Source organism: Pseudomonas serbica (assembly GCF_028823535.1).
In the GTDB taxonomy this organism is placed as follows: Bacteria; Pseudomonadota; Gammaproteobacteria; order Pseudomonadales; family Pseudomonadaceae; genus Aquipseudomonas; species Aquipseudomonas serbica.
This window is the reverse complement of record NZ_JAQIYM010000006.1, coordinates 282,114-299,421: the sequence shown is the minus strand read 5'-3', so window position 1 is coordinate 299,421 and position 17,308 is coordinate 282,114. Positions and strand designations below refer to the sequence as shown.

15 protein-coding genes and 2 pseudogenes are annotated in these 17,308 nt (G+C 59.5%); 11 read left to right on the top strand and 6 right to left on the bottom strand.

Annotation, left to right across the window (positions count from 1 at the left end; all coding sequences use genetic code 11):
* Nucleotides 1-41 precede the first annotated feature (41 nt).
* Together NQL71_RS12140 and tspR are read left to right on the top strand one after the other, a co-directional pair.
* Complete coding sequence (locus tag NQL71_RS12140; protein WP_046819704.1) at nucleotides 42-2,816, top strand: hybrid sensor histidine kinase/response regulator; 2,775 nt, start codon at nucleotides 42-44, stop codon at nucleotides 2,814-2,816.
* Between the two features lie 63 nt (nucleotides 2,817-2,879).
* Nucleotides 2,880-3,476, top strand: a complete 597-nt coding sequence (gene tspR / locus NQL71_RS12135; protein ID WP_046819705.1) for a type III secretion system genes modulator TspR — start codon at nucleotides 2,880-2,882, stop codon at nucleotides 3,474-3,476.
* Between the two features lie 42 nt (nucleotides 3,477-3,518).
* Here the strand turns inward: tspR and NQL71_RS12130 are convergent, their stop codons facing one another.
* From NQL71_RS12130 to NQL71_RS12105, 6 genes are all read right to left on the bottom strand, one after another.
* Nucleotides 3,519-4,334, bottom strand: coding sequence for a hypothetical protein (locus tag NQL71_RS12130; protein WP_046819706.1), 816 nt, complete (start codon nucleotides 4,332-4,334; stop codon nucleotides 3,519-3,521).
* A gap of 161 nt (nucleotides 4,335-4,495) precedes the next feature.
* A complete protein-coding gene (cobJ, locus tag NQL71_RS12125) occupies nucleotides 4,496-6,196 on the bottom strand; it encodes a precorrin-3B C(17)-methyltransferase (RefSeq protein ID WP_274642693.1) in 1,701 nt (566 codons plus the stop codon).
* On the bottom strand, nucleotides 6,196-6,927 hold the full coding sequence (locus NQL71_RS12120) for a precorrin-2 C(20)-methyltransferase (RefSeq protein WP_166619458.1): 732 nt from the start codon (nucleotides 6,925-6,927) through the stop codon (nucleotides 6,196-6,198). Before NQL71_RS12120 ends, cobJ begins: the two co-directional genes overlap by 1 nt.
* Complete coding sequence (locus tag NQL71_RS12115) at nucleotides 6,927-7,553, bottom strand: precorrin-8X methylmutase (RefSeq protein ID WP_274642692.1); 627 nt, start codon at nucleotides 7,551-7,553, stop codon at nucleotides 6,927-6,929. Before NQL71_RS12115 ends, NQL71_RS12120 begins: the two co-directional genes overlap by 1 nt.
* Nucleotides 7,546-8,853 (bottom strand): precorrin-3B synthase, encoded by a 1,308-nt coding sequence (gene cobG / locus NQL71_RS12110; RefSeq protein WP_046819949.1) that lies wholly within the window; start codon nucleotides 8,851-8,853, stop codon nucleotides 7,546-7,548. The genes NQL71_RS12115 and cobG overlap by 8 nt, the downstream gene beginning before the upstream one ends.
* A 147-nt stretch (nucleotides 8,854-9,000) precedes the next feature.
* Entirely contained in the window at nucleotides 9,001-9,651 is a 651-nt protein-coding gene (locus NQL71_RS12105) for a hypothetical protein (RefSeq protein WP_046819709.1), read from the bottom strand.
* Nucleotides 9,652-9,918: 267 nt separating this feature from the next.
* Here NQL71_RS12105 and NQL71_RS12100 point away from each other — a divergent pair, with 267 nt between their 5' ends.
* The 9 genes and pseudogenes from NQL71_RS12100 to NQL71_RS12060 all read left to right on the top strand — a co-directional run bounded on the left by NQL71_RS12100 (nucleotide 9,919) and on the right by NQL71_RS12060 (nucleotide 17,254).
* Nucleotides 9,919-11,130, top strand: a complete 1,212-nt coding sequence (locus NQL71_RS12100; protein WP_046819710.1) for a bifunctional cobalt-precorrin-7 (C(5))-methyltransferase/cobalt-precorrin-6B (C(15))-methyltransferase — start codon at nucleotides 9,919-9,921, stop codon at nucleotides 11,128-11,130.
* Nucleotides 11,123-12,220 carry a cobalt-precorrin-5B (C(1))-methyltransferase gene (locus tag NQL71_RS12095; RefSeq protein ID WP_274642691.1) on the top strand — a complete coding sequence of 366 codons (1,098 nt, stop codon included), beginning with the start codon at nucleotides 11,123-11,125 and terminating at the stop codon, nucleotides 12,218-12,220. Before NQL71_RS12100 ends, NQL71_RS12095 begins: the two co-directional genes overlap by 8 nt.
* Nucleotides 12,217-12,945 (top strand): cobalt-precorrin-6A reductase, encoded by a 729-nt coding sequence (locus NQL71_RS12090; RefSeq protein WP_274642690.1) that lies wholly within the window; start codon nucleotides 12,217-12,219, stop codon nucleotides 12,943-12,945. Before NQL71_RS12095 ends, NQL71_RS12090 begins: the two co-directional genes overlap by 4 nt.
* A 123-nt stretch (nucleotides 12,946-13,068) precedes the next feature.
* Nucleotides 13,069-13,272, top strand: a pseudogene (locus NQL71_RS12085) (type II toxin-antitoxin system RelE/ParE family toxin); the annotation flags it as partial.
* 3 nt (nucleotides 13,273-13,275) lie between these two features.
* Nucleotides 13,276-13,565 (top strand): annotated as a pseudogene (locus NQL71_RS12080) (addiction module antidote protein).
* A 98-nt stretch (nucleotides 13,566-13,663) separates the two neighbouring features.
* Entirely contained in the window at nucleotides 13,664-14,056 is a 393-nt protein-coding gene (locus tag NQL71_RS12075; protein WP_077185356.1) for a DUF2946 domain-containing protein, read from the top strand.
* 48 nt (nucleotides 14,057-14,104) lie between these two features.
* The gene (locus NQL71_RS12070; protein ID WP_046819713.1) at nucleotides 14,105-14,584 is read left to right on the top strand and encodes a copper chaperone PCu(A)C; all 480 of its coding nucleotides are present in this window, start codon (nucleotides 14,105-14,107) and stop codon (nucleotides 14,582-14,584) included.
* A 21-nt stretch (nucleotides 14,585-14,605) separates the two neighbouring features.
* The gene (locus NQL71_RS12065; RefSeq protein ID WP_274642689.1) at nucleotides 14,606-15,052 is read left to right on the top strand and encodes a DUF2946 domain-containing protein; all 447 of its coding nucleotides are present in this window, start codon (nucleotides 14,606-14,608) and stop codon (nucleotides 15,050-15,052) included.
* A gap of 84 nt (nucleotides 15,053-15,136) precedes the next feature.
* Complete coding sequence (locus NQL71_RS12060; protein WP_166619034.1) at nucleotides 15,137-17,254, top strand: TonB-dependent copper receptor; 2,118 nt, start codon at nucleotides 15,137-15,139, stop codon at nucleotides 17,252-17,254.
* Nucleotides 17,255-17,308 lie beyond the last annotated feature (54 nt).

Here is a 17,308-nt window from a genome sequence, read left to right as displayed (position 1 = left end):
CATAGTTATATTCTGGCATTAACCTACGAAGGGATTTCGCCGTGCGCTGGCTCAGGATTGCCATAACTCTAACCGTCACAGTGCTGACCTTGCTCTGCATGCTCCCGGCCCAGGCCGCACAAGGCAGTGGCTGGGCTGTATTGCTCGACGAACAGGGTGACCTGCAGCTGAGCGACATCCGCTCCGCTCGCTACACCAATCAATTCAGCCCGATCGAACTCGACCACCTCACGGCGGCCGAGCCCGACGGCGCGCTATGGCTGCGTTTCCGGCTTGCGCCGGGCAGGCATGAGCAACTGCTGCGGGTGTTCGCACCCGATCTGGTGCACTTCAACCTGTATGTGCTGGACGGCGACAAGCTGATCGAGCAGTCCCATACCGGCAATGAGCAACCCCTGGCAGACCGACCATTGCCCAGCAGCGACTTCATGCTCCCGCTGCCGCAAAGCGACAAGACCCTGGACGTCTACCTGCGACTGGTTTCCGAACACCAGTTGAGGCCCTACATCACCTTGCAATCGGCGGTCGTCACCGCAGCCAATCAGAACCAGACGCTGATCTATGGACTGCTGTTGGGCTGCATTGCCATGCTGATCCTGCACAACCTCATCCGCTACGCCTATACCCGTTCGACCAGCAGTGTCTGGCTAGCGGTGTGCGAAGCCTTGCTGATGCTCAGCCTGGTGTTGTTGTTGAACCTGGCGGGGCCCTGGATCCCGGACTGGCAGGCCGTGCAAACGCCTGGCGCCTACCTGGCCTTATTGCTGACGGCCCCCAGCGGCCTGATGTTTACCTATCGTTTCTTCAAGCCCCTCGGACCGCATCCGCTGAACAAGCTGATCGTGGGCGACATCCTGTTCATCATGATCTGCAGCCTGCTGCTGTTGTTCGTCAACACGCTGCCGCTGAATATCATCACCTATGCGCTGGTTGCCCTGGCCGGCCTGAGCATGTTGTTCGTCAGCTGCTATCACTGGCAAAAAGGTTATCGCCCGGCACGGCTATTCGTGGCAGCCATGGTGGTGTTCAACCTGGGCACCCTGATCATCCTGCCCGCCTTGCTGGGGCTGACCCTGATCGAACCCCATGACCTGATCACCACCCTGCTGGCGTTCATCTGCATCAGTGGTCTGTTGATGAGCATTGCCCTGAGCGAACGCCAGCGCAGTATCACCGAAGCTCGTTTCAGCATCAGTCGCGACCTGGCGGCCAGCAACGCCGAGATCAATGCCAAGGCCGAGTTCCTGGCGAAGATCAGCCATGAGATCCGCACCCCGATGAACGGCGTACTGGGCATGACCGAGTTGCTGCTGGGCACGCCACTGTCGGTCAAGCAGCGCGACTATGTGCAGACCATCCACAGCGCCGGCAACGAACTGCTGACCTTGATCAACGAAATTCTCGACATTTCCAAACTCGAGTCCGGACAGATCGAACTGGACGATGTGCAATTCGATCTCAACGCTCTGATCGACGACTGCCTGAGCATCTTCCGCGCCAAGGCCGAGCAGCAGAACGTCGAGCTGATCAGCTTCATCCAGCCACAAGTACCACGCGTCATCAGTGGCGACCCGACGCGCTTGCGCCAGACATTGCTGAGCCTACTGGAAAACGCCCTGAAGAAAACCGACGAAGGCGAGATCCTGATCGTCGTCGCCCTCGACGAACGCAGCAGCCATCCGCGCCTGCGCATCGCCGTGCAAGACAGCGGCGAACCGATGGACGCCGAAGAGCGCGACGCACTGATGCACGCCGAGCTGCACAGCAAGCATTTCCTCTCGACCAACCATTTGGGCGGTAATCTGGGACTGGTGATCGCCCGTCAACTGATTCGCCTGATGCAAGGCGAATTCGGCATCAAGAGTGGTAACAACCAGGGCAGTACCTTGTGGCTGACCTTGCCGCTGGACCCTGACCGCCTGGAGCACCCGACATCGGACCTCGATGGCCCGCTGCAGGGCGCACGGGTGCTGGTGGTGGATGACAACGACACCTGTCGCAAGGTGCTGGTGCAGCAGTGCAGCGCCTGGGGCCTGAACGTGAGCGCCGTGCCCTCGGGCAAGGAGGCGTTGGCGCTGTTGCGCACCAAGGCACACCTGCGTGACTACTTCGATGTGGTCCTGCTGGACCAGAACATGCCCGGCATGACCGGCATGCAACTGGCGGCCAAGATCAAGGAAGACCCGAGCCTGAACCACGACATCCTGCTGATCATGCTGACGGGCATCAGCAATGCGCCGAGCAAGATCATCGCGCGCAACTCGGGGATCAAGCGCATCCTTGCCAAACCGGTGGCCGGCTATACCCTCAAGACCACCCTGGCCGACGAACTGACCCAGCGCAACAAAGGGCTCGCGGCTCCGCAGCATCTGCCTTCAGGCCCGCCTCCGCCGATCAAGGTTCCCAGCGATTTCCGCATTCTGGTCGCCGAAGACAACAGCATTTCGACCAAGGTCATCCGCGGCATGCTGGGCAAGCTCAATCTGCAACCGGACACCGCCAGCAATGGCGAAGAAGCCTTGGTGGCAATGAAAGCGCAACGTTACGACCTGGTGCTGATGGACTGCGAAATGCCGATCCTCGACGGTTTTTCGGCGACCCAGCAATTGCGCGCCTGGGAAGTCGGCAACCAGCGGACCCGCACCCCGGTGGTGGCGTTGACCGCGCACATCCTCGCCGAGCATAAGGAACGTGCACGCCAAGCCGGCATGGATGGGCACATGGCAAAACCGGTCGAGCTCTCGCAGTTGCGCGAGTTGATCGAACACTGGGTTGCCCAGCGCGATCAAAACCGCACGACGACGCCAACGTCCTGAGCCGACAGACTCCACGGCGCCTGTTAGACTCCCCACGACTTCCCTCGCCAGTGAGCTTGACCCATGCTCCACGTGTTGTTCAGCGTTTACCTGAAGATGCTGGTGCTCTACAGCCCGTTCTTCGTGTTGTCCTGCTTCATCAGCCTGACCCGCGGTTATTCGCGTAGGGAACAACGCCGACTGGCCTGGAAAGTGGCCATCGCCACGCTGGTCTCCAGCGTCTTGCTGTACCTGTTCGGGCGGGTGATTTTCAGCGTGTTCGGCATCACCGTCGATGCCTTCCGCATCGGCGCCGGCAGCGTGCTGTTCATCTCGGCGCTGGGCATGGCCCAAGGCAAGTCGGCGGTGCAGACCGACAACGTGCAACAGGACGTGACCATTGTCCCCCTGACCATCCCGCTGACCGTCGGCCCGGGCACCATTGGTGCCTTGCTGGTGATGGGCGTGAGTCAGCCACACTGGGACGACAAACTCACGGCCATCGTCAGTATTGCCCTGGCCAGCTTCACCGTGGGGGTCGTGCTGTACCTGTCCAACCGTATCGAACGCATTCTCGGAGACCAAGGCTTGCAGATTGTCAGCCGATTGATGGGGTTGTTCGTGTGTGCGTTGGCGGCGCAAATTATCTTCACGGGTGTGAAGGGGTATCTGGTGCCGTAATGGCACCAATATTTAACTTGCTCCTCCGGGTCTCAGTAGTGCTCAGGCTTTGCCGAACTCGTAAGTGAGTGCCCTTTGACGATGCTCGCTCAATATTTTTTCAATCTTTGGCTCAACCGCCAAGTAGTCCTCTTCATCCATGTGCATGGTGGCAGCACCGTTATAGATCTCGATGCTAGAAGTGCTCCAGTCAACAAACAGCACTTTGGTGGGTTGAGCGTGGGCAAAGTATTGAACAGCTGCGATTGCCATGGTGATGTCATCGTCCTTGCCCTGCATGGAACTCGACATGCAAAAGTTGCCACCATCTGCTTTTTTGGAGTTATCCTCAAACAGCTTCAACGCTTCGGGTTCATTTTTTAGCGCTTCCATCGTCGCATCGGCCACACTGGAAAGTACTTTTGCCGCTGCCGCACCGTTACTAACGGCAGTACCGATCGCCGTATGAATAATACCGAGAGCAACATTGTCCATGCTCAGCTTTTGCGAGGTTGCCTTGTAGCGATTGTAAGGCTCATTGAATGCAAACCATCCCGCTATTTTCATGATCCTCATGAATTCGGCGTAGCGCTTCTGTTTATCCCTGGATGACGGATATTTAAGTAGCGCGAAAAGGTCGGCATACATATAGGTATTTTTTACAATACGCTTGCTTCGTTTGGACATGCTTTCATGAAACCCGGCAATGCCCGCCCCCATGATGGCTGCATTCAGCTCATCCTTATCGACGGGTAGCTGAGCAGAGGAAAATCCTGCAATCCGGCGAGATGCCAAATGCTGAGTAATAAACTTGTTGCTCTCTTCAATAATAGCAACGCGCTCGACAGCAGATATTTTATGATCATTCAATCCAGTCATTTATTGATTCCTTTCAATAGGGTTAACGCCACCTTGGCGTAACAAGAACCTAACGCCTGCACTTATGCGAATCAAGTATCAAGAGATTCAATTGATTTCAGAAAAACCGGATTGTTTAACCAACCTCATACAAAAGCGGCCCATCAGGGCCGCCAGAAAAACTATTCTGGTTTGCTGCCGTACCAGCGAGGCGTGTAGACCCATTGTCCGCCATCGGAACGCGGGAACACACAGGTTGTGGATGAACCGATCAATACCATGGTGCGCATATCCACTTGATCCACTGTCAACTGCCTCAGAGTCGTAACCCGCAGTGTCTGCCCGGGGCGGCCGATATCCCGCCCCAGTACCACAGGTGTCTCAGGCACCCGATGTCGGGCAACAATGTCCAGCGCCTGTCCCAGTTGCCACGGGCGCGAACGCGAAATCGGGTTATAGAACGCCAGCGCCAGGTCAGCTTGCGCCGCCAGATCCAGGCGCTTCTCGATGATCGACCAGGGCTTGAGGTTGTCGGAAAGCGAAAGCACACAGAAGTCATGGCCCAACGGCGCTCCGGCCTGGGCGGCAGTCGCCAGAGAAGCGGAGACACCCGGCAATATTTCGAGATCGACACTGTGCCACGCGGGATCAGTGGACTCGTGAAGTGCTTCCAGCACAGCTGCGGCCATGGCAAAAACACCCGGATCGCCAGACGACACCACGACCACCGAACGTCCTTGAGCAGCCAGTTGGAAGGCGTGACGGGCGCGCTGCATTTCTTCGCGATTGTCGGTGCAATGCATGACTTGATCCGCGCGAAATGGCCCGGCCATGCGCACATAGGTTTCATAGCCCAGCACATCATTGGCACGCGCCAGTTCCGCCTTCACCGCCGGCACCATCAACTCGCAAGCCCCCGGCCCCAGACCAATAACCGCCAGGCGCCCGCGAGGTCGGCCAATCTGCAACGGGTCCAGAGGCTCCTCGGCGACTGCAATCGCAATGGCGTCGTTACCAAAAAGGCAGACAGGATGAGCAATCACGCCGCGAACCAACTCTCCGACATCAGCAACCGCATCGGCAAAGCGTAATGGCACGCCCAGCTCAAGCGATGTTTCACGCAACGTCACGTTGGCCATGTCAGTGTCGACGGCCAAAAGACACGCCACAGACTGCACGGCGATTCCGGCCTGATGCAACGCCTGGCGAATGGCTCCTGACAAATCGTCCGTGCTGGCCGCCACCGCAATCAGCACATTGCGTGGATAGATCAACAGTTCATCGGCACAAGCCATTCGCTCGGCATGACCTACATGAACGGTCAGCCGCGCCTCCTTGTCTTGTGGCAACTGCGCTTGCGCCAACCACGGCGCAGAACCTTCGATGCGTACCGTTTCTCCCGCCAGCAAATCGGAAACGAAGCGCTTGCCCAGCTCAAGATCGCCCAAGGTATAGCCAGCCGGTGGATTGAGCAGGCAGGTGCCGAAACGCAGCTCACCACTGGTGGTGATGGCGGGCGCCACGTCGAGATGAGCCGCAATCTCTCGTGCCAGGACGTTCACGCCACCCAGACCACCGAGCAGCGGCACCACAGCGCTGCCGTCTTCGGCGACAGCAAGCACTGGCGGCTCAGCGCCCTTTTCAAGCAGCAATGGCGCAAGCGTGCGGATCACGATCCCGGCCGCGCATAGCGCAATGATCGGCGTATCTTGCAGATAGAGTTCGCGCAACGTTGCACCGAACTCGCGATAGAGGCGATCCGCGCCTTCAACCCGCTCGGCCAAGCCATGGATCAGCGCATCCGGGTAGATCTGTTGAATTTTTCGCGCGGTCGCGAGGCTGCCATTGCCGAGAATGACAATTGCCGGAATTGGACGGAGCATCAGCCTTGCCACCTTTCGCCGGGAACGATGATCAGCGAGAAGTACGGTGAGGACATCGGTTCGACTTCATCCAGGGGCACGATTTTCTGATTGGCCATGGTCGCGCGTTCGACGTACAGGGCGCGCTCGCCCAAACCGAGTTCTTCCAGAACCTGGCGAACTTTGGGGAAGTTGCGGCCCAGCTTCATGATAACCGCCGCGTCGGCATCAGCCAGACGGCGCTTGAGTTCGTCGTGCGGCAGCACACCGGACAGCACCGACAAACTCTGATTGCGATACACCAGCGGCGCTCCCAGCACCGACGCACCGCCGAGCATCGAGCAGACACCTGGCACTACTTCGGCGTCATAACGCTCGGCCAGACGATCATGCAGGTACATGTAGGAACCGTAGAAGAACGGATCGCCTTCACAGATCACCGCCACATCACGGCCGGCGTCCAGATGTACAGCCAGTTGTTCGCCAGCGGCATCGTAGAAATCGCTGATCACTTGCTCATAGGACAGAGGCGCCGGCAGTGCCTCGGTAGTCACCGGGTAAACCAGCGGCAGCAGGGTTTGTGCGTCCTGCAAATGGGCCTCGATGATACCAAAAGCGTTGCCCTTTTTGCCCTTGGCGACGAAGTACGCCACCACCGGCGATTCGCGCAGCAGGCGTAAGGCTTTGACGGTAATAAGCTCAGGATCACCAGGGCCGACGCCGAGGCCAATCAAACGTCCAGGTTTCTGCATCATTCGATCTCCGTGGCGAGGGCATTAACGGCAGCGGCGGCCATGGCGCTACCGCCCAACCGGCCTTGCATGATGACGAAGGGCACGCCGCGACTGTTCGCTGCGAGCATTGCCTTGGACTCGGCCGCACCGACGAAGCCCACCGGAAAGCCAAGGATCAGCGCCGGTTTCGGTGCTCCGGCGTCAAGCATCTCCAGCAAATAGAACAGCGCCGTCGGTGCATTACCGATGACCACTACGCTGCCCTCCAGGTGCGGGCGCCACAACTCCAGTGCGGCGGCGGATCGGGTGTTGCCCAGTTCACGCGCAAGGTCCGGAACGCTTTCATCACGCAGGGTGCATATGACCGGGTTGTTCGCCGGCAGCCGCGCCCGGGTCACGCCCTCGGACACCATACGTGCATCACACAGAATCGGCGCACCACGGGCCAGGGCATCGCGTCCGGCCTTGCCCGCGCCTTCGGAAAACTGCAAACCATCGATGGCTTCGACCATGCCACAGGCATGAATGACACGAACCGCGAGTTTTTCCAGGTCCGCCGGGATTCGGTCGAGATTGGCCTCGGCGCGAATGATCGCGAAAGAGTTGCGATAGATCTCCTGACCGTCGCGGATGTAATCAAGCATCAAGGGGGCTCCGTAAGCGGGCGTCAAGCAGGACGCTAACCGCTTCAATAGTAAGGTTGCGTGCGTGCAGCGCGCCGAAACCCGGCTGCCCTGCTTCGCGAAAATAGAGGTCGTATTGACCGGGTGAAACGGCCAGCAGTGTGACCGGTGCGATATGCGCGGCGGCACAGGAACGTGAGCACCCGCTCAAGTGCACGTTGAGCGAATGCCTGTGACGTTGCAGCAGCGCGGCCAGTTGGAGGGCATCGCCCTTGGTATCGGCCAATCCTTTCCCACAGCCGGTCGAACCAGTACAGGCGATCATTCGGGATAACGGCGGTCCGGACTCACATATGAGTCCAAGCCACTGCAATTGCCGGATCACTTCTGCGCTGTCGGCAACGCGTACATTAGGTAGCAGCAGACTTTGCCAAGGGGTGAAACGCAGATGGCCGTCTCCGAACTCACGTGCCAATTGTGCTACGCCGCGCAACATCACAGGATCGAGCCGACCCAATGGCGGCACAGCGCCGACGTAAACGAAATCCGCTTCTATCTGGGGATGAGCGCCGATGTGCAGCGCACTTGCACCCGCCCCTCGCTGCCAATCGACGACGGCCTGCATCGGCACCCGCTCCGCCAGTCGAGCCATGAAATCCTCGACCGGACATTCATTCAGTAGATGACGCATCCGCGTTTGCTCGGGGCGTGCAAGCTCCAGGAACAACTCAAGAACCGCAACCACCAGTGAGTGGCCGTCGTCGAGGGCGACCGAACCGGAGGGCATGTCCGGCGGGCAGCCCGCCAGACCAAAAGCCAACCGTCGTTCGCCGTCCTGCTCAAATGCCGAAAGCCATAAGTCATGGGGATGTTCGAGCATTGCCAGGGCTTCGCCGCCATCGAGTTGCACGGCGAATTTGGCACTGAGGTCATGAAAAGGCTGGTGACTCTGCAGGGTGGAGAGTATCCGGTGCGCCAGTGAACGCGTGTCGAAAAGCATCTGGCGATCAATCCCTGCGCCAGGACTGAGCATCACGTTGCGTACATCATCGCCCCCTGCAGTGCGTGGCCCCAAACCTGCGGCCATCAGACTGTCGATCAATTCGAGTTGCTCACCAGCAATCCCGCGGACCTGCAGATTCGCCCGATTGGTGGCTTCAATCGCCCCGCTGGCAAAAGATTCGGCCGCCTGCGCAACGGCTTCTGCCTGCGAACTACTGATCGAGCCACCGTCCAGTTTGATCCGGCAGATACCGCCATCCAGCGCCTGCACAATACGTAGCAACCCCGGACAGGCCGAGGGGCGTAAGGCACAAGACATCGGGATTTCGTTCAAAGAGGTGACCAGCAAGGGTTAATAGTCCTTCGCGGACGGAGGGGCCGTATTATGCCTGCTTTGTTCGATGGCATGAAAATGCCTGCTCTCAGAGTCGACGAATAGCCCCCTTGCTCGGCCATGCCGAATCCTCTACTGGAGCTTGAGCTCGATTTCGGAAAGACTGATCTCCTTGATACGCCTCTCCAAAAATGCCCTTTTATCCTCGAAGACCGTTCGATCCAAAAGAAATCGACAATAATGCTGAATCAATTTTGTCTCTGTTTCCTCCGACTCGAAGAAAAGAAAATCCTCCACTGCGGACCTCGAATAAAGCCTGAAGTTATTGACTGTTAACTTCAGCTGCTGTCGAGCGTTTCGCTCCACTGGAAGTATTTGAAAGTTCCCCCCCTGGCCCTCCAGGGAAAACATTGAAAGCGCGGCATCATCAGCTTGCAAGGCGTTGAAAGCCGACTGAGTAATCTTTATCTGTTGCGGACTCTCATGCGAGACAAGGTGACTTAAATAGGCGTTGGCAACAGCGCCATGGAAGATCGGGTGACGGATTTCAGTAATGACGTCACCAAAGGGAATCCATCCTAAAAACTTCAACGTGGCAGCGAAATGCAAAAACCAGTCATCAAGGTGGGTAGCGAATTGATATTTGCTGTCAGCCGCCCAGCGGGCTAACCGTATACTGAATTTGGCATCGCGTCGTTCATCCCGGGAAAGCCCTCCTACGAAAGTAATAAGTGCATTATCGATTATCGTCGCGCTGCTTGTTTTATCGTCCGGTTTTATCATTAAATTTCATCCTTGATTCTATTAACCGCTATCTATTTTTCCAGGAATAATATTTTTTTCTCCAAGCTTAAAACTAGTCACCTCCATTTAGCCACACAACCGCGCATTATTAACAACAGGTGTCCATGTCCCTCCGGGCACCTGATTGGATCTGTTGCCGTGCACATCTGCATCACCGGAGGTACAACAAAAACGTCTGGGCCATCACGACAACCAAGCTGAGTTATCATCGCGCTCCTATAGACCGCTTTTGAGCAGAGGAACGGCATGACGCCCTGGCTGACAGTAGTAGGCATCGGTGAAGAGGGTTTCAAAGGCCTGGGAAAAACGGCTCGACATGCCTTGCTCGGCGCGTCTCGAATCGTCGGCGCCCGACGTCAATTGGATCTGCTTCCAGAGTGTATTGGCGGTGAGCGCGTTCTCTGGCCCAGCCCGTTCTCCCTGGAGCCGTTACTAGCCATGCGCGGCACGCCGATGTGTGTCTTGGCGAGCGGCGACCCGATGTTTTTTGGTGTAGGCGCCAGCCTCGCTCGCCTGCTTCCCATTGAGCAGATGCTGGTGTTACCGACGCCCTCCTCATGCTCACTCGCCGCCGCGCGAATGGGCTGGCCGCTGCAGGACCTGATCACCCTGTCGATAGTCGCCCGCCCCATTGCCACACTTAACGCACAGTTATTCAGCGGCGTTCGTTTGCTGGTACTCAGTAACGACGGCCAAAGCCCTGCTGCGGTCGCTGCACTTTTACGCGAACGTGGGTTCGGTCCGAGCCGCCTGAGCGTGCTGGAACATCTGGGCGGCGAAGCCGAACGCCGCATCGACGGCATCGCCAACGACTGGCCCGATCCTGTGATCGCCGACTTGAACCTGATCGCCATCGAATGCATCGCCGAACCCGGTACGCCACGCCTGTCACGCCTGGCCGGCTTGCCCGACTCGGCCTTCAAGCACGACGGCCAGCTGACCAAACGCGACGTGCGCGCCATCACCCTCGCCCGCCTCGCCCCGACCCCGGGGGAACTCTTGTGGGACGTCGGCGCCGGCTCCGGTTCGATCGGTATCGAATGGATGCGTGCCCACCCCAGTTGCCGGGCGCTTGCCATCGAAGCCGATGACGGCCGCCAGCAGTTGATCGAGCACAACCGTGACGCCCTCGGCGTGCCCGGCTTGCAACTGATCCGCGGCAGTGCGCCGCAAGCATTGGCAGGGCTTGAACGTCCGGATGCGATTTTCATCGGGGGCGGGGTCACCCGCGAAGGCGTGCTGGACACTTGCTGGGCAGCGCTCAAACCCGGCGGCCGACTGATTGCCAACGCGGTCACGTTGCAAAGTGAACTGACCCTGATGGCCTGGCGCGACCAATACGGCGGCGAGCTGACGCGTATTCATGTTGCCCAGGCGCAACCGCTGGGTGACTTCGACACCTGGCGCCAGGCACTGCCGATTACCCTGCTGGATGTGATGAAACCTTTCGATGCGTGACGAAACCGCCGAACAACCCGCCCCGCTGCGCAGCGGCCTGACCACGGGCAGCTGCGCCACCGCGACCAGCCTGGCGGCGGCCCGCCTGCTGCTCGGCGGCATGAGCTCGGATGCCGTACAAATCGTCCTGCCCAAAGGCAAGCAGGTACAGATGCGCCTGGAGTTCTGCCGCCTTACCCAGGACGGTGCAGAGGCCGGGACGATCAAGGATGCCGGGGACGATCCCGATGTGACCCACGGTGCGTTGCTCTATAGCCAGGTGCGTCTGTTGGGCGAGCCAGGTATTCGCTTTTGTGCCGGACGCGGTGTCGGAACGGTCACCCGGCCAGGGCTGGTGCTAGGCGTTGGCGAGCCGGCGATCAATCCGGTACCGCGCCGGATGATCAGTGATCACCTGACGCTGCTCGCCACGGAACTCGGCTACAGCGGCGGTTTCGAGGTCACGGTGAACGTCGAGGACGGCGAGGCCCTGGCGCTGAAAACCATGAATCCGCGCCTGGGCATTCTCGGCGGGCTGTCGATCCTGGGCACCAGCGGCATCGTCCGGCCATTCTCCTGCGCGGCCTACATCGCTTCGATACACCAGGGCATCGACGTCGCCAAAACCAACGGATACCTGCACATCGCCGCCTGTACCGGCAACGCCAGCGAGGACACCATGCGCAGGGTCTACAACCTGCCGGAAATCGCCCTGATCGAAATGGGCGACTTCGTCGGTGCGGTGCTCAAACACCTGCGTAAAGTGCCAGTGGCTAAACTGAGCATTTGCGGCGGCTTCGGCAAGATCAGCAAACTGGCAGCCGGCCACATGGATTTGCACAGTCGGCACTCGAGCATCGATCTGCCGCAACTGGCTGAATGGGCAGCCGCAATGGGCGCCGATACGGCGTTGCAGCAAGGCATCCGCGAAGCCAACACCAGTCAACAAGCGCTGGCAATGGCCAGCGCCGCGGGAGTCGCCCTCGGCGATGCGGTGTGCCAGCACGCTTTGGATTTTGCCCGCAGCGTGGTACCGGCGCAGGTCCAGGTCGAAGTGTTCGCCATCGATCGCCAAGGCGGGATCGTCGGCCATGCGGGAGCTTCTCAATGAAACGTATTCTGTTGCTGGGCGGCGTGACCGAGGCCCTGGCGATTGCGCGAACCCTGGGACCGCAACACATCTATAGCCTGGCCGGTATCGGTCGGGTGCCGACGGATTTGAACTGCCAGGTTCGTGTGGGTGGCTATGGCGGTGCCGAAGGCCTGGCGCAATTCATCCGCGATGAAAGGATTGATCTGTTGCTAGATGCGACTCATCCCTACGCCGCCCAAATCAGTCAGAACGCCGCGACCGCAGCTCGGTTAAACGGCATCGCCTGCTGGGCGCTGCGCCGTCCGGCGTGGCAACCACAGGCCGGCGATGACTGGCGTGAGGTCCGTGATTGGGCCGAACTGATCCAGGCCCTCAAGCTTTTTCGGCGACCGCTGTTCACCTTGGGCCGCGAGCCTTTGCAACATCTGGACGAGATTCCCCCGGAGCAATTCTGGACCTTGCGTGCGCTGGACGTTTATCCCGGTAATGATCGCTGCGAAGTGATCGGCGCACGCGGACCGTTCATGATCGACGACGAGCGCGAGCTGTTCGAGCGTCGGCAGATCGATGTGCTGATCAGCAAGAACAGTGGCAGTGCGGCGACCGAGCCGAAGCTTGAAGTGGCGCGGGAGCGCGGGGTGCCGGTGCTGGTGTTGAAGCGGCCGGAGTTGCCGATGGTAGCGCGGGAGTTTAAGTCGGTGGCAGAGACATTGGCTGCCCTATCGAAGTCAGGCCATTGCTGAGTCCTACTGAACCCTGCGATTTTGCTGGCAATACTCTCGGACAGATCTGACTTACCCCACCAGGACTCTAATCCTATAGTCCTCTTCCTTCTGATCCTATCAAGCGCCCCCCCTATTTACAGAGAGCACGGAAATTTTGGTGATTGTGAAGCAGTAGGCGCTGCTGTTCATGAAATGCGCGTTCATTACGGTCCTGGCTACAGGCTGTACTTCACTCGCAAAGATGAAGTGATTTACTTGCTGTTGATCGGTGGCGACAAATCGACTCAAAAAAGAGATATCAAGCGTGCTGTTCAAATGGCACAAAACATCGGTAATGAGGAGTAAGTCATGGCCGAACGATTCACCCGTTTTGACGCCGCCGAGTTTCTCAAAACGCCGGAAGAAATGGCGGCTTATCTGGACGCCTGCTTCGAAGAGGATGCTGGCGACGATGTGCTGATACGCGCAGCGCTGAACGACATAGCCCGTGCGAAGGTATGACACAAATTGCCCGCGATGCTGGCCTGGGACGCGAGAGTCTCTACAAAGCGCTGAGCAGTAGTGGCAATCCGGAATTCGCGACTATCATGAAGGTTATGAAAGCCTTGGGCCTGCGTTTGCATGCCATTGCTATCTGATTGCGCTGCGACACCACACCGCACGCAGTCTTTTTACTTATCGGCCCTGATCAGGCTAAATAGCCAGCGCCTGATCGCCCACCCAACGGATTTGTCCCATGTCCCGACAACGGCTCGCAATTGCCTGGATAGCCTGCTTCGCAGTGCTGTTCAACATGCTCGCCATGCCGATGTCCGGAGCGATGGCGCAGACGGCACCCGCCGAACAATTGTTGTGGGGTAGTTTTTGCTCGTCCAGCGGCACCAGGATGGTGGCGATTTCCCTGGGCGACATCGAGCAGAAAAAAACGCAAAGCGACGATCACTCCAACATGCAGCATTGCTGGTGCTGCTCTGGCTCTGCGCCACTGGTGGCCTTGCCCGGGCATGAACCGCACCTGTATTTCGCAAGCTTCGAAGCCAATCGAGCCTTACCCCCCGCCTCTCTCAGCACCCCGACACCGCGCCAGCAATGGCCAAGCCTCAACCCCCGTGCTTCCCCTCTGGTGTGATTCCTGCTCGCAATTGACCTGCGTTTCGAATCGCTCTGGAGAACTGCCATGTTGAACAGACTTATCGTTCTGGCCGCGTTGCTGCTGCCTGCCTGCTTTGCCAATGCCCACGAATACAAGATCGGCGCACTGGAAATCGCTCACCCGTGGTCGCAGGAACTGCCGCCCAATGCACCCAACGTCGCCGCGTATTTCGTGATCCACAACTCGGGCAACACAGCTGACCGCCTGCTTAGTGTCGACTCGCCGATCTCGGCTGAAGCGCAGTTGCATGAGCATGTGATGCAAAACGACTTGATGAAAATGCAGCAAGTAGCCAACGTGGCAATCCCCGCCGGCGGCGATGTCACGTTCGCACCGATGGCCTACCACGTCATGCTGCTGGGGTTGAAGGACCGCAGCCTGCTCAGCGATGGCAAGCGCTTCCCGATGACCCTGCATTTCGAGAAGTCCGGAGACGTGACAGTGGAAGTGGCGGTGCAGAAGCAGGCGCCCGAGTCCACGCAAAAGCACGCGCACGCTCAGTAATCCGCTATCGCGACGCCGCCCATGCGCCCGCCAGGCACCAGGTCACCCACCCCCCGTCGTCAGCCATTGGGCCTGACACGCGGCAGCTGGATCAGCCTGTTCGCCATGCTGATGATCTTTATCGGTCCACTGATTTCTCAGTCGATGCCGATGGATCAGCACGCTTCAACGTCCATGAACATGTCGATGGACATGAGCATGGACATGTCGGCGATGGAGCACGCGGATCACGGCGCGCAACCGGCTGCCGAGCATTGCCCGCCAGCATCCGGGCACCATGCAATCTGGGAAAAATGCGGTTATTGCAGCCTGCTGTTCAACTGCCCGGCACTCACGGGTGGCGGTTCATTCACAGCATTCGACACCCCGCCCGCCAGCACTTTCACCGCACCCTCCCCTCGCTTGGGCCATGCCCGGCAAACCTTCTTCCCCGGCGCCCGCACCCGCGCCCCGCCCGTCGACACGTAAACACTCACCGCTGATTTCACACGGTTGAGCAGGCAGCTTAAGGCTGTCGGCCGTGTCGTTTACGACTGTTCGATGGAAATTGTCATGTCCAGGTTTTCTGCTGCCCCCTGCTTGAGCGCTGCCCAAGCCCCCCTAGCCCTGAACGAATCCGGCATTCGTTTCAGGCACGCCACCGCCATCCTGTGCGGTGCCTTGCTGGCGCCCTCCGCGCTGGCCGATGAACACGCAGGCCATAACGAAGAATTGAGCCCGACAGTGATCACCGCCGTTGCCCCGAGCTCGCCACTGACCATCGTCACCGACCCCAGGGACCCGCGCCAACCTGTGCCGGCCAGCGACGGTTCGGATTATCTGAAAACCATTCCGGGGTTCGCCCAAGTGCGCAATGGCGGCACCAACGGCGACCCGGTGCTGCGTGGCATGTTCGGTTCGCGCCTGAACATCCTCACCAACGGCGGCATGATGCTCGGTGCCTGTCCTGGCCGGATGGACGCACCGACTTCATACATCTCTGCGCAGACGTACGACAAACTGACCGTCATCAAGGGTCCGCAGACCGTGCTATGGGGGCCGGGGGCCTCGGCCGGCACCATCCTCTTCGACCGCGAACCGCAGAGCTTCGGCGAGTTCGGCACGCGCGTAAACGCCAGTGTGCTGGCCGGCTCCAACGGCCGTTTCGACAAAGTGGTGGACGCGGCGGCTGGCGGCCCATTGGGCTACGTGCGAGTGATCGGCAACACCGCCCAGGCCGATGACTACAAGGATGGCAACAACGACACCGTGGCATCGCGTTATGACAAATGGAACGGCGACGTCGCGCTCGGCTGGACCCCGGACGAAGATACCCTGCTGGAGCTGACCGCTGGCAAGGGTGACGGTGAGGCGCGCTACGCAGGACGCGGCATGGACGGTTCGCAGTTCAAGCGCGAGAGCCTCGGCCTGCGCTTCGAGAAGTCCAACATCAGCGACGTGCTGGAAACGCTCGAGGCGCAGGTCTACTACAACTACGCCGACCATGTCATGGACAACTACACGCTGCGTACGCCGTCCGGCACCGGGATGATGGCCGGCCCCATGGCGTCCAACGTCGACCGTCGCACACTCGGCGCGCGGGTCAAAGCCACCTGGCGCTGGGCCGACGTCCAGTTGATCGGCGGCATCGACGCGCAGACCAACGAACACCGCCAGCGCAGCGCCATGGGCATCGACACCTACAAGGACCTGCCGTACACCAAGGACGCCGACTTCCACAACTACGGGGCATTCGGCGAATTGACCTGGTACGCCGCCGAGCGCGATCGACTTATCAGCGGCGCACGCCTGGACCGTGCTTCGGCCAAGGATTACCGGCAAACCATCGGTTCGGGAATGATGACCCGACCCAACCCAACCGCAGACGACACCCGCGCCGACACGCTGCCCAGCGGTTTCATCCGCTACGAACACGACCTGGCCAATAGCCCGACCACGCTGTATGCGGGGCTCGGTCACACCCAGCGTTTCCCGGATTACTGGGAACTGTTTTCGGCCAATTCCGGCCCCGCGGGATCAGTGAATGCCTTCGACTCGATCAAGCCGGAGAAAACCACCCAGCTCGACGTCGGCCTGCAATACAAGACCGAAGAACTCGATGCCTGGGCCTCGGCTTACCTCGGCCAGGTGCGCGATTACATCCTGTTCAACTACACGCCGGCGATGATGGGCATGACCTCGCAAGCCGAAAACATCGACGCGCGAATCATGGGTGGCGAACTGGGCGCCGCTTACAAACTCACCAAGCAATGGAAAGCCGACGCCACCCTGGCCTACGCCTGGGGCAAGAACAGCAGTGATGGCAGCGCATTGCCGCAAATGCCGCCGCTGGATGCCCGCCTCGGCCTGACCTACAGCGAAGACAACTGGAGCGCCGGCGCACTGTGGAGAGTGGTTGCCGCACAAAACCGTATCGACCAGAACAAAGGCAACGTGGTCGGCAAGGACTTCGACAAGACCCCGGGTTTTGGCGTGTTCTCGCTCAACGGTGCCTATCGGATCAACCCGCACTGGACGGTCAGCAGCGGCATCGACAACCTGTTCGGCAAAGCCTATGCCGAACACTTGAACCTGGCCGGCAACGCCGGCTTCGGTTACCCGGCCAATGACCCGCAAGCCATCAAGGAACCGGGGCGTACGCTCTGGACCAAGGTGGATATGAGCTTCTAAGAGCACCGCGGCAAGCCCGCTCCCCTGTAGGGGCGAGCCTGCTCGCGATCGGTT

What these genes read in the sequence shown, in the direction of transcription:
- tspR (WP_046819705.1), top strand. Translation starts at nt 2,880, where the DNA reads ATGCTCCACGTGTTGTTCAGCGTTTACCTGAAGATGCTGGTGCTCTAC.
- NQL71_RS12100 (WP_046819710.1), top strand. Translation starts at nt 9,919, where the DNA reads ATGACGCCCTGGCTGACAGTAGTAGGCATCGGTGAAGAGGGTTTCAAA.
- NQL71_RS12065 (WP_274642689.1), top strand. Translation starts at nt 14,606, where the DNA reads ATGCGCCCGCCAGGCACCAGGTCACCCACCCCCCGTCGTCAGCCATTG.
- NQL71_RS12090 (WP_274642690.1), top strand. Translation starts at nt 12,217, where the DNA reads ATGAAACGTATTCTGTTGCTGGGCGGCGTGACCGAGGCCCTGGCGATT.
- cobG (WP_046819949.1), bottom strand. Translation starts at nt 8,853, where the DNA reads ATGTCTTGTGCCTTACGCCCCTCGGCCTGTCCGGGGTTGCTACGTATT.
- NQL71_RS12120 (WP_166619458.1), bottom strand. Translation starts at nt 6,927, where the DNA reads ATGCAGAAACCTGGACGTTTGATTGGCCTCGGCGTCGGCCCTGGTGAT.
- NQL71_RS12115 (WP_274642692.1), bottom strand. Translation starts at nt 7,553, where the DNA reads ATGCTTGATTACATCCGCGACGGTCAGGAGATCTATCGCAACTCTTTC.
- NQL71_RS12075 (WP_077185356.1), top strand. Translation starts at nt 13,664, where the DNA reads ATGTCCCGACAACGGCTCGCAATTGCCTGGATAGCCTGCTTCGCAGTG.
- NQL71_RS12130 (WP_046819706.1), bottom strand. Translation starts at nt 4,334, where the DNA reads ATGACTGGATTGAATGATCATAAAATATCTGCTGTCGAGCGCGTTGCT.
- NQL71_RS12095 (WP_274642691.1), top strand. Translation starts at nt 11,123, where the DNA reads ATGCGTGACGAAACCGCCGAACAACCCGCCCCGCTGCGCAGCGGCCTG.
- NQL71_RS12070 (WP_046819713.1), top strand. Translation starts at nt 14,105, where the DNA reads ATGTTGAACAGACTTATCGTTCTGGCCGCGTTGCTGCTGCCTGCCTGC.
- NQL71_RS12060 (WP_166619034.1), top strand. Translation starts at nt 15,137, where the DNA reads ATGTCCAGGTTTTCTGCTGCCCCCTGCTTGAGCGCTGCCCAAGCCCCC.
- NQL71_RS12105 (WP_046819709.1), bottom strand. Translation starts at nt 9,651, where the DNA reads ATGATAAAACCGGACGATAAAACAAGCAGCGCGACGATAATCGATAAT.
- cobJ (WP_274642693.1), bottom strand. Translation starts at nt 6,196, where the DNA reads ATGCTCCGTCCAATTCCGGCAATTGTCATTCTCGGCAATGGCAGCCTC.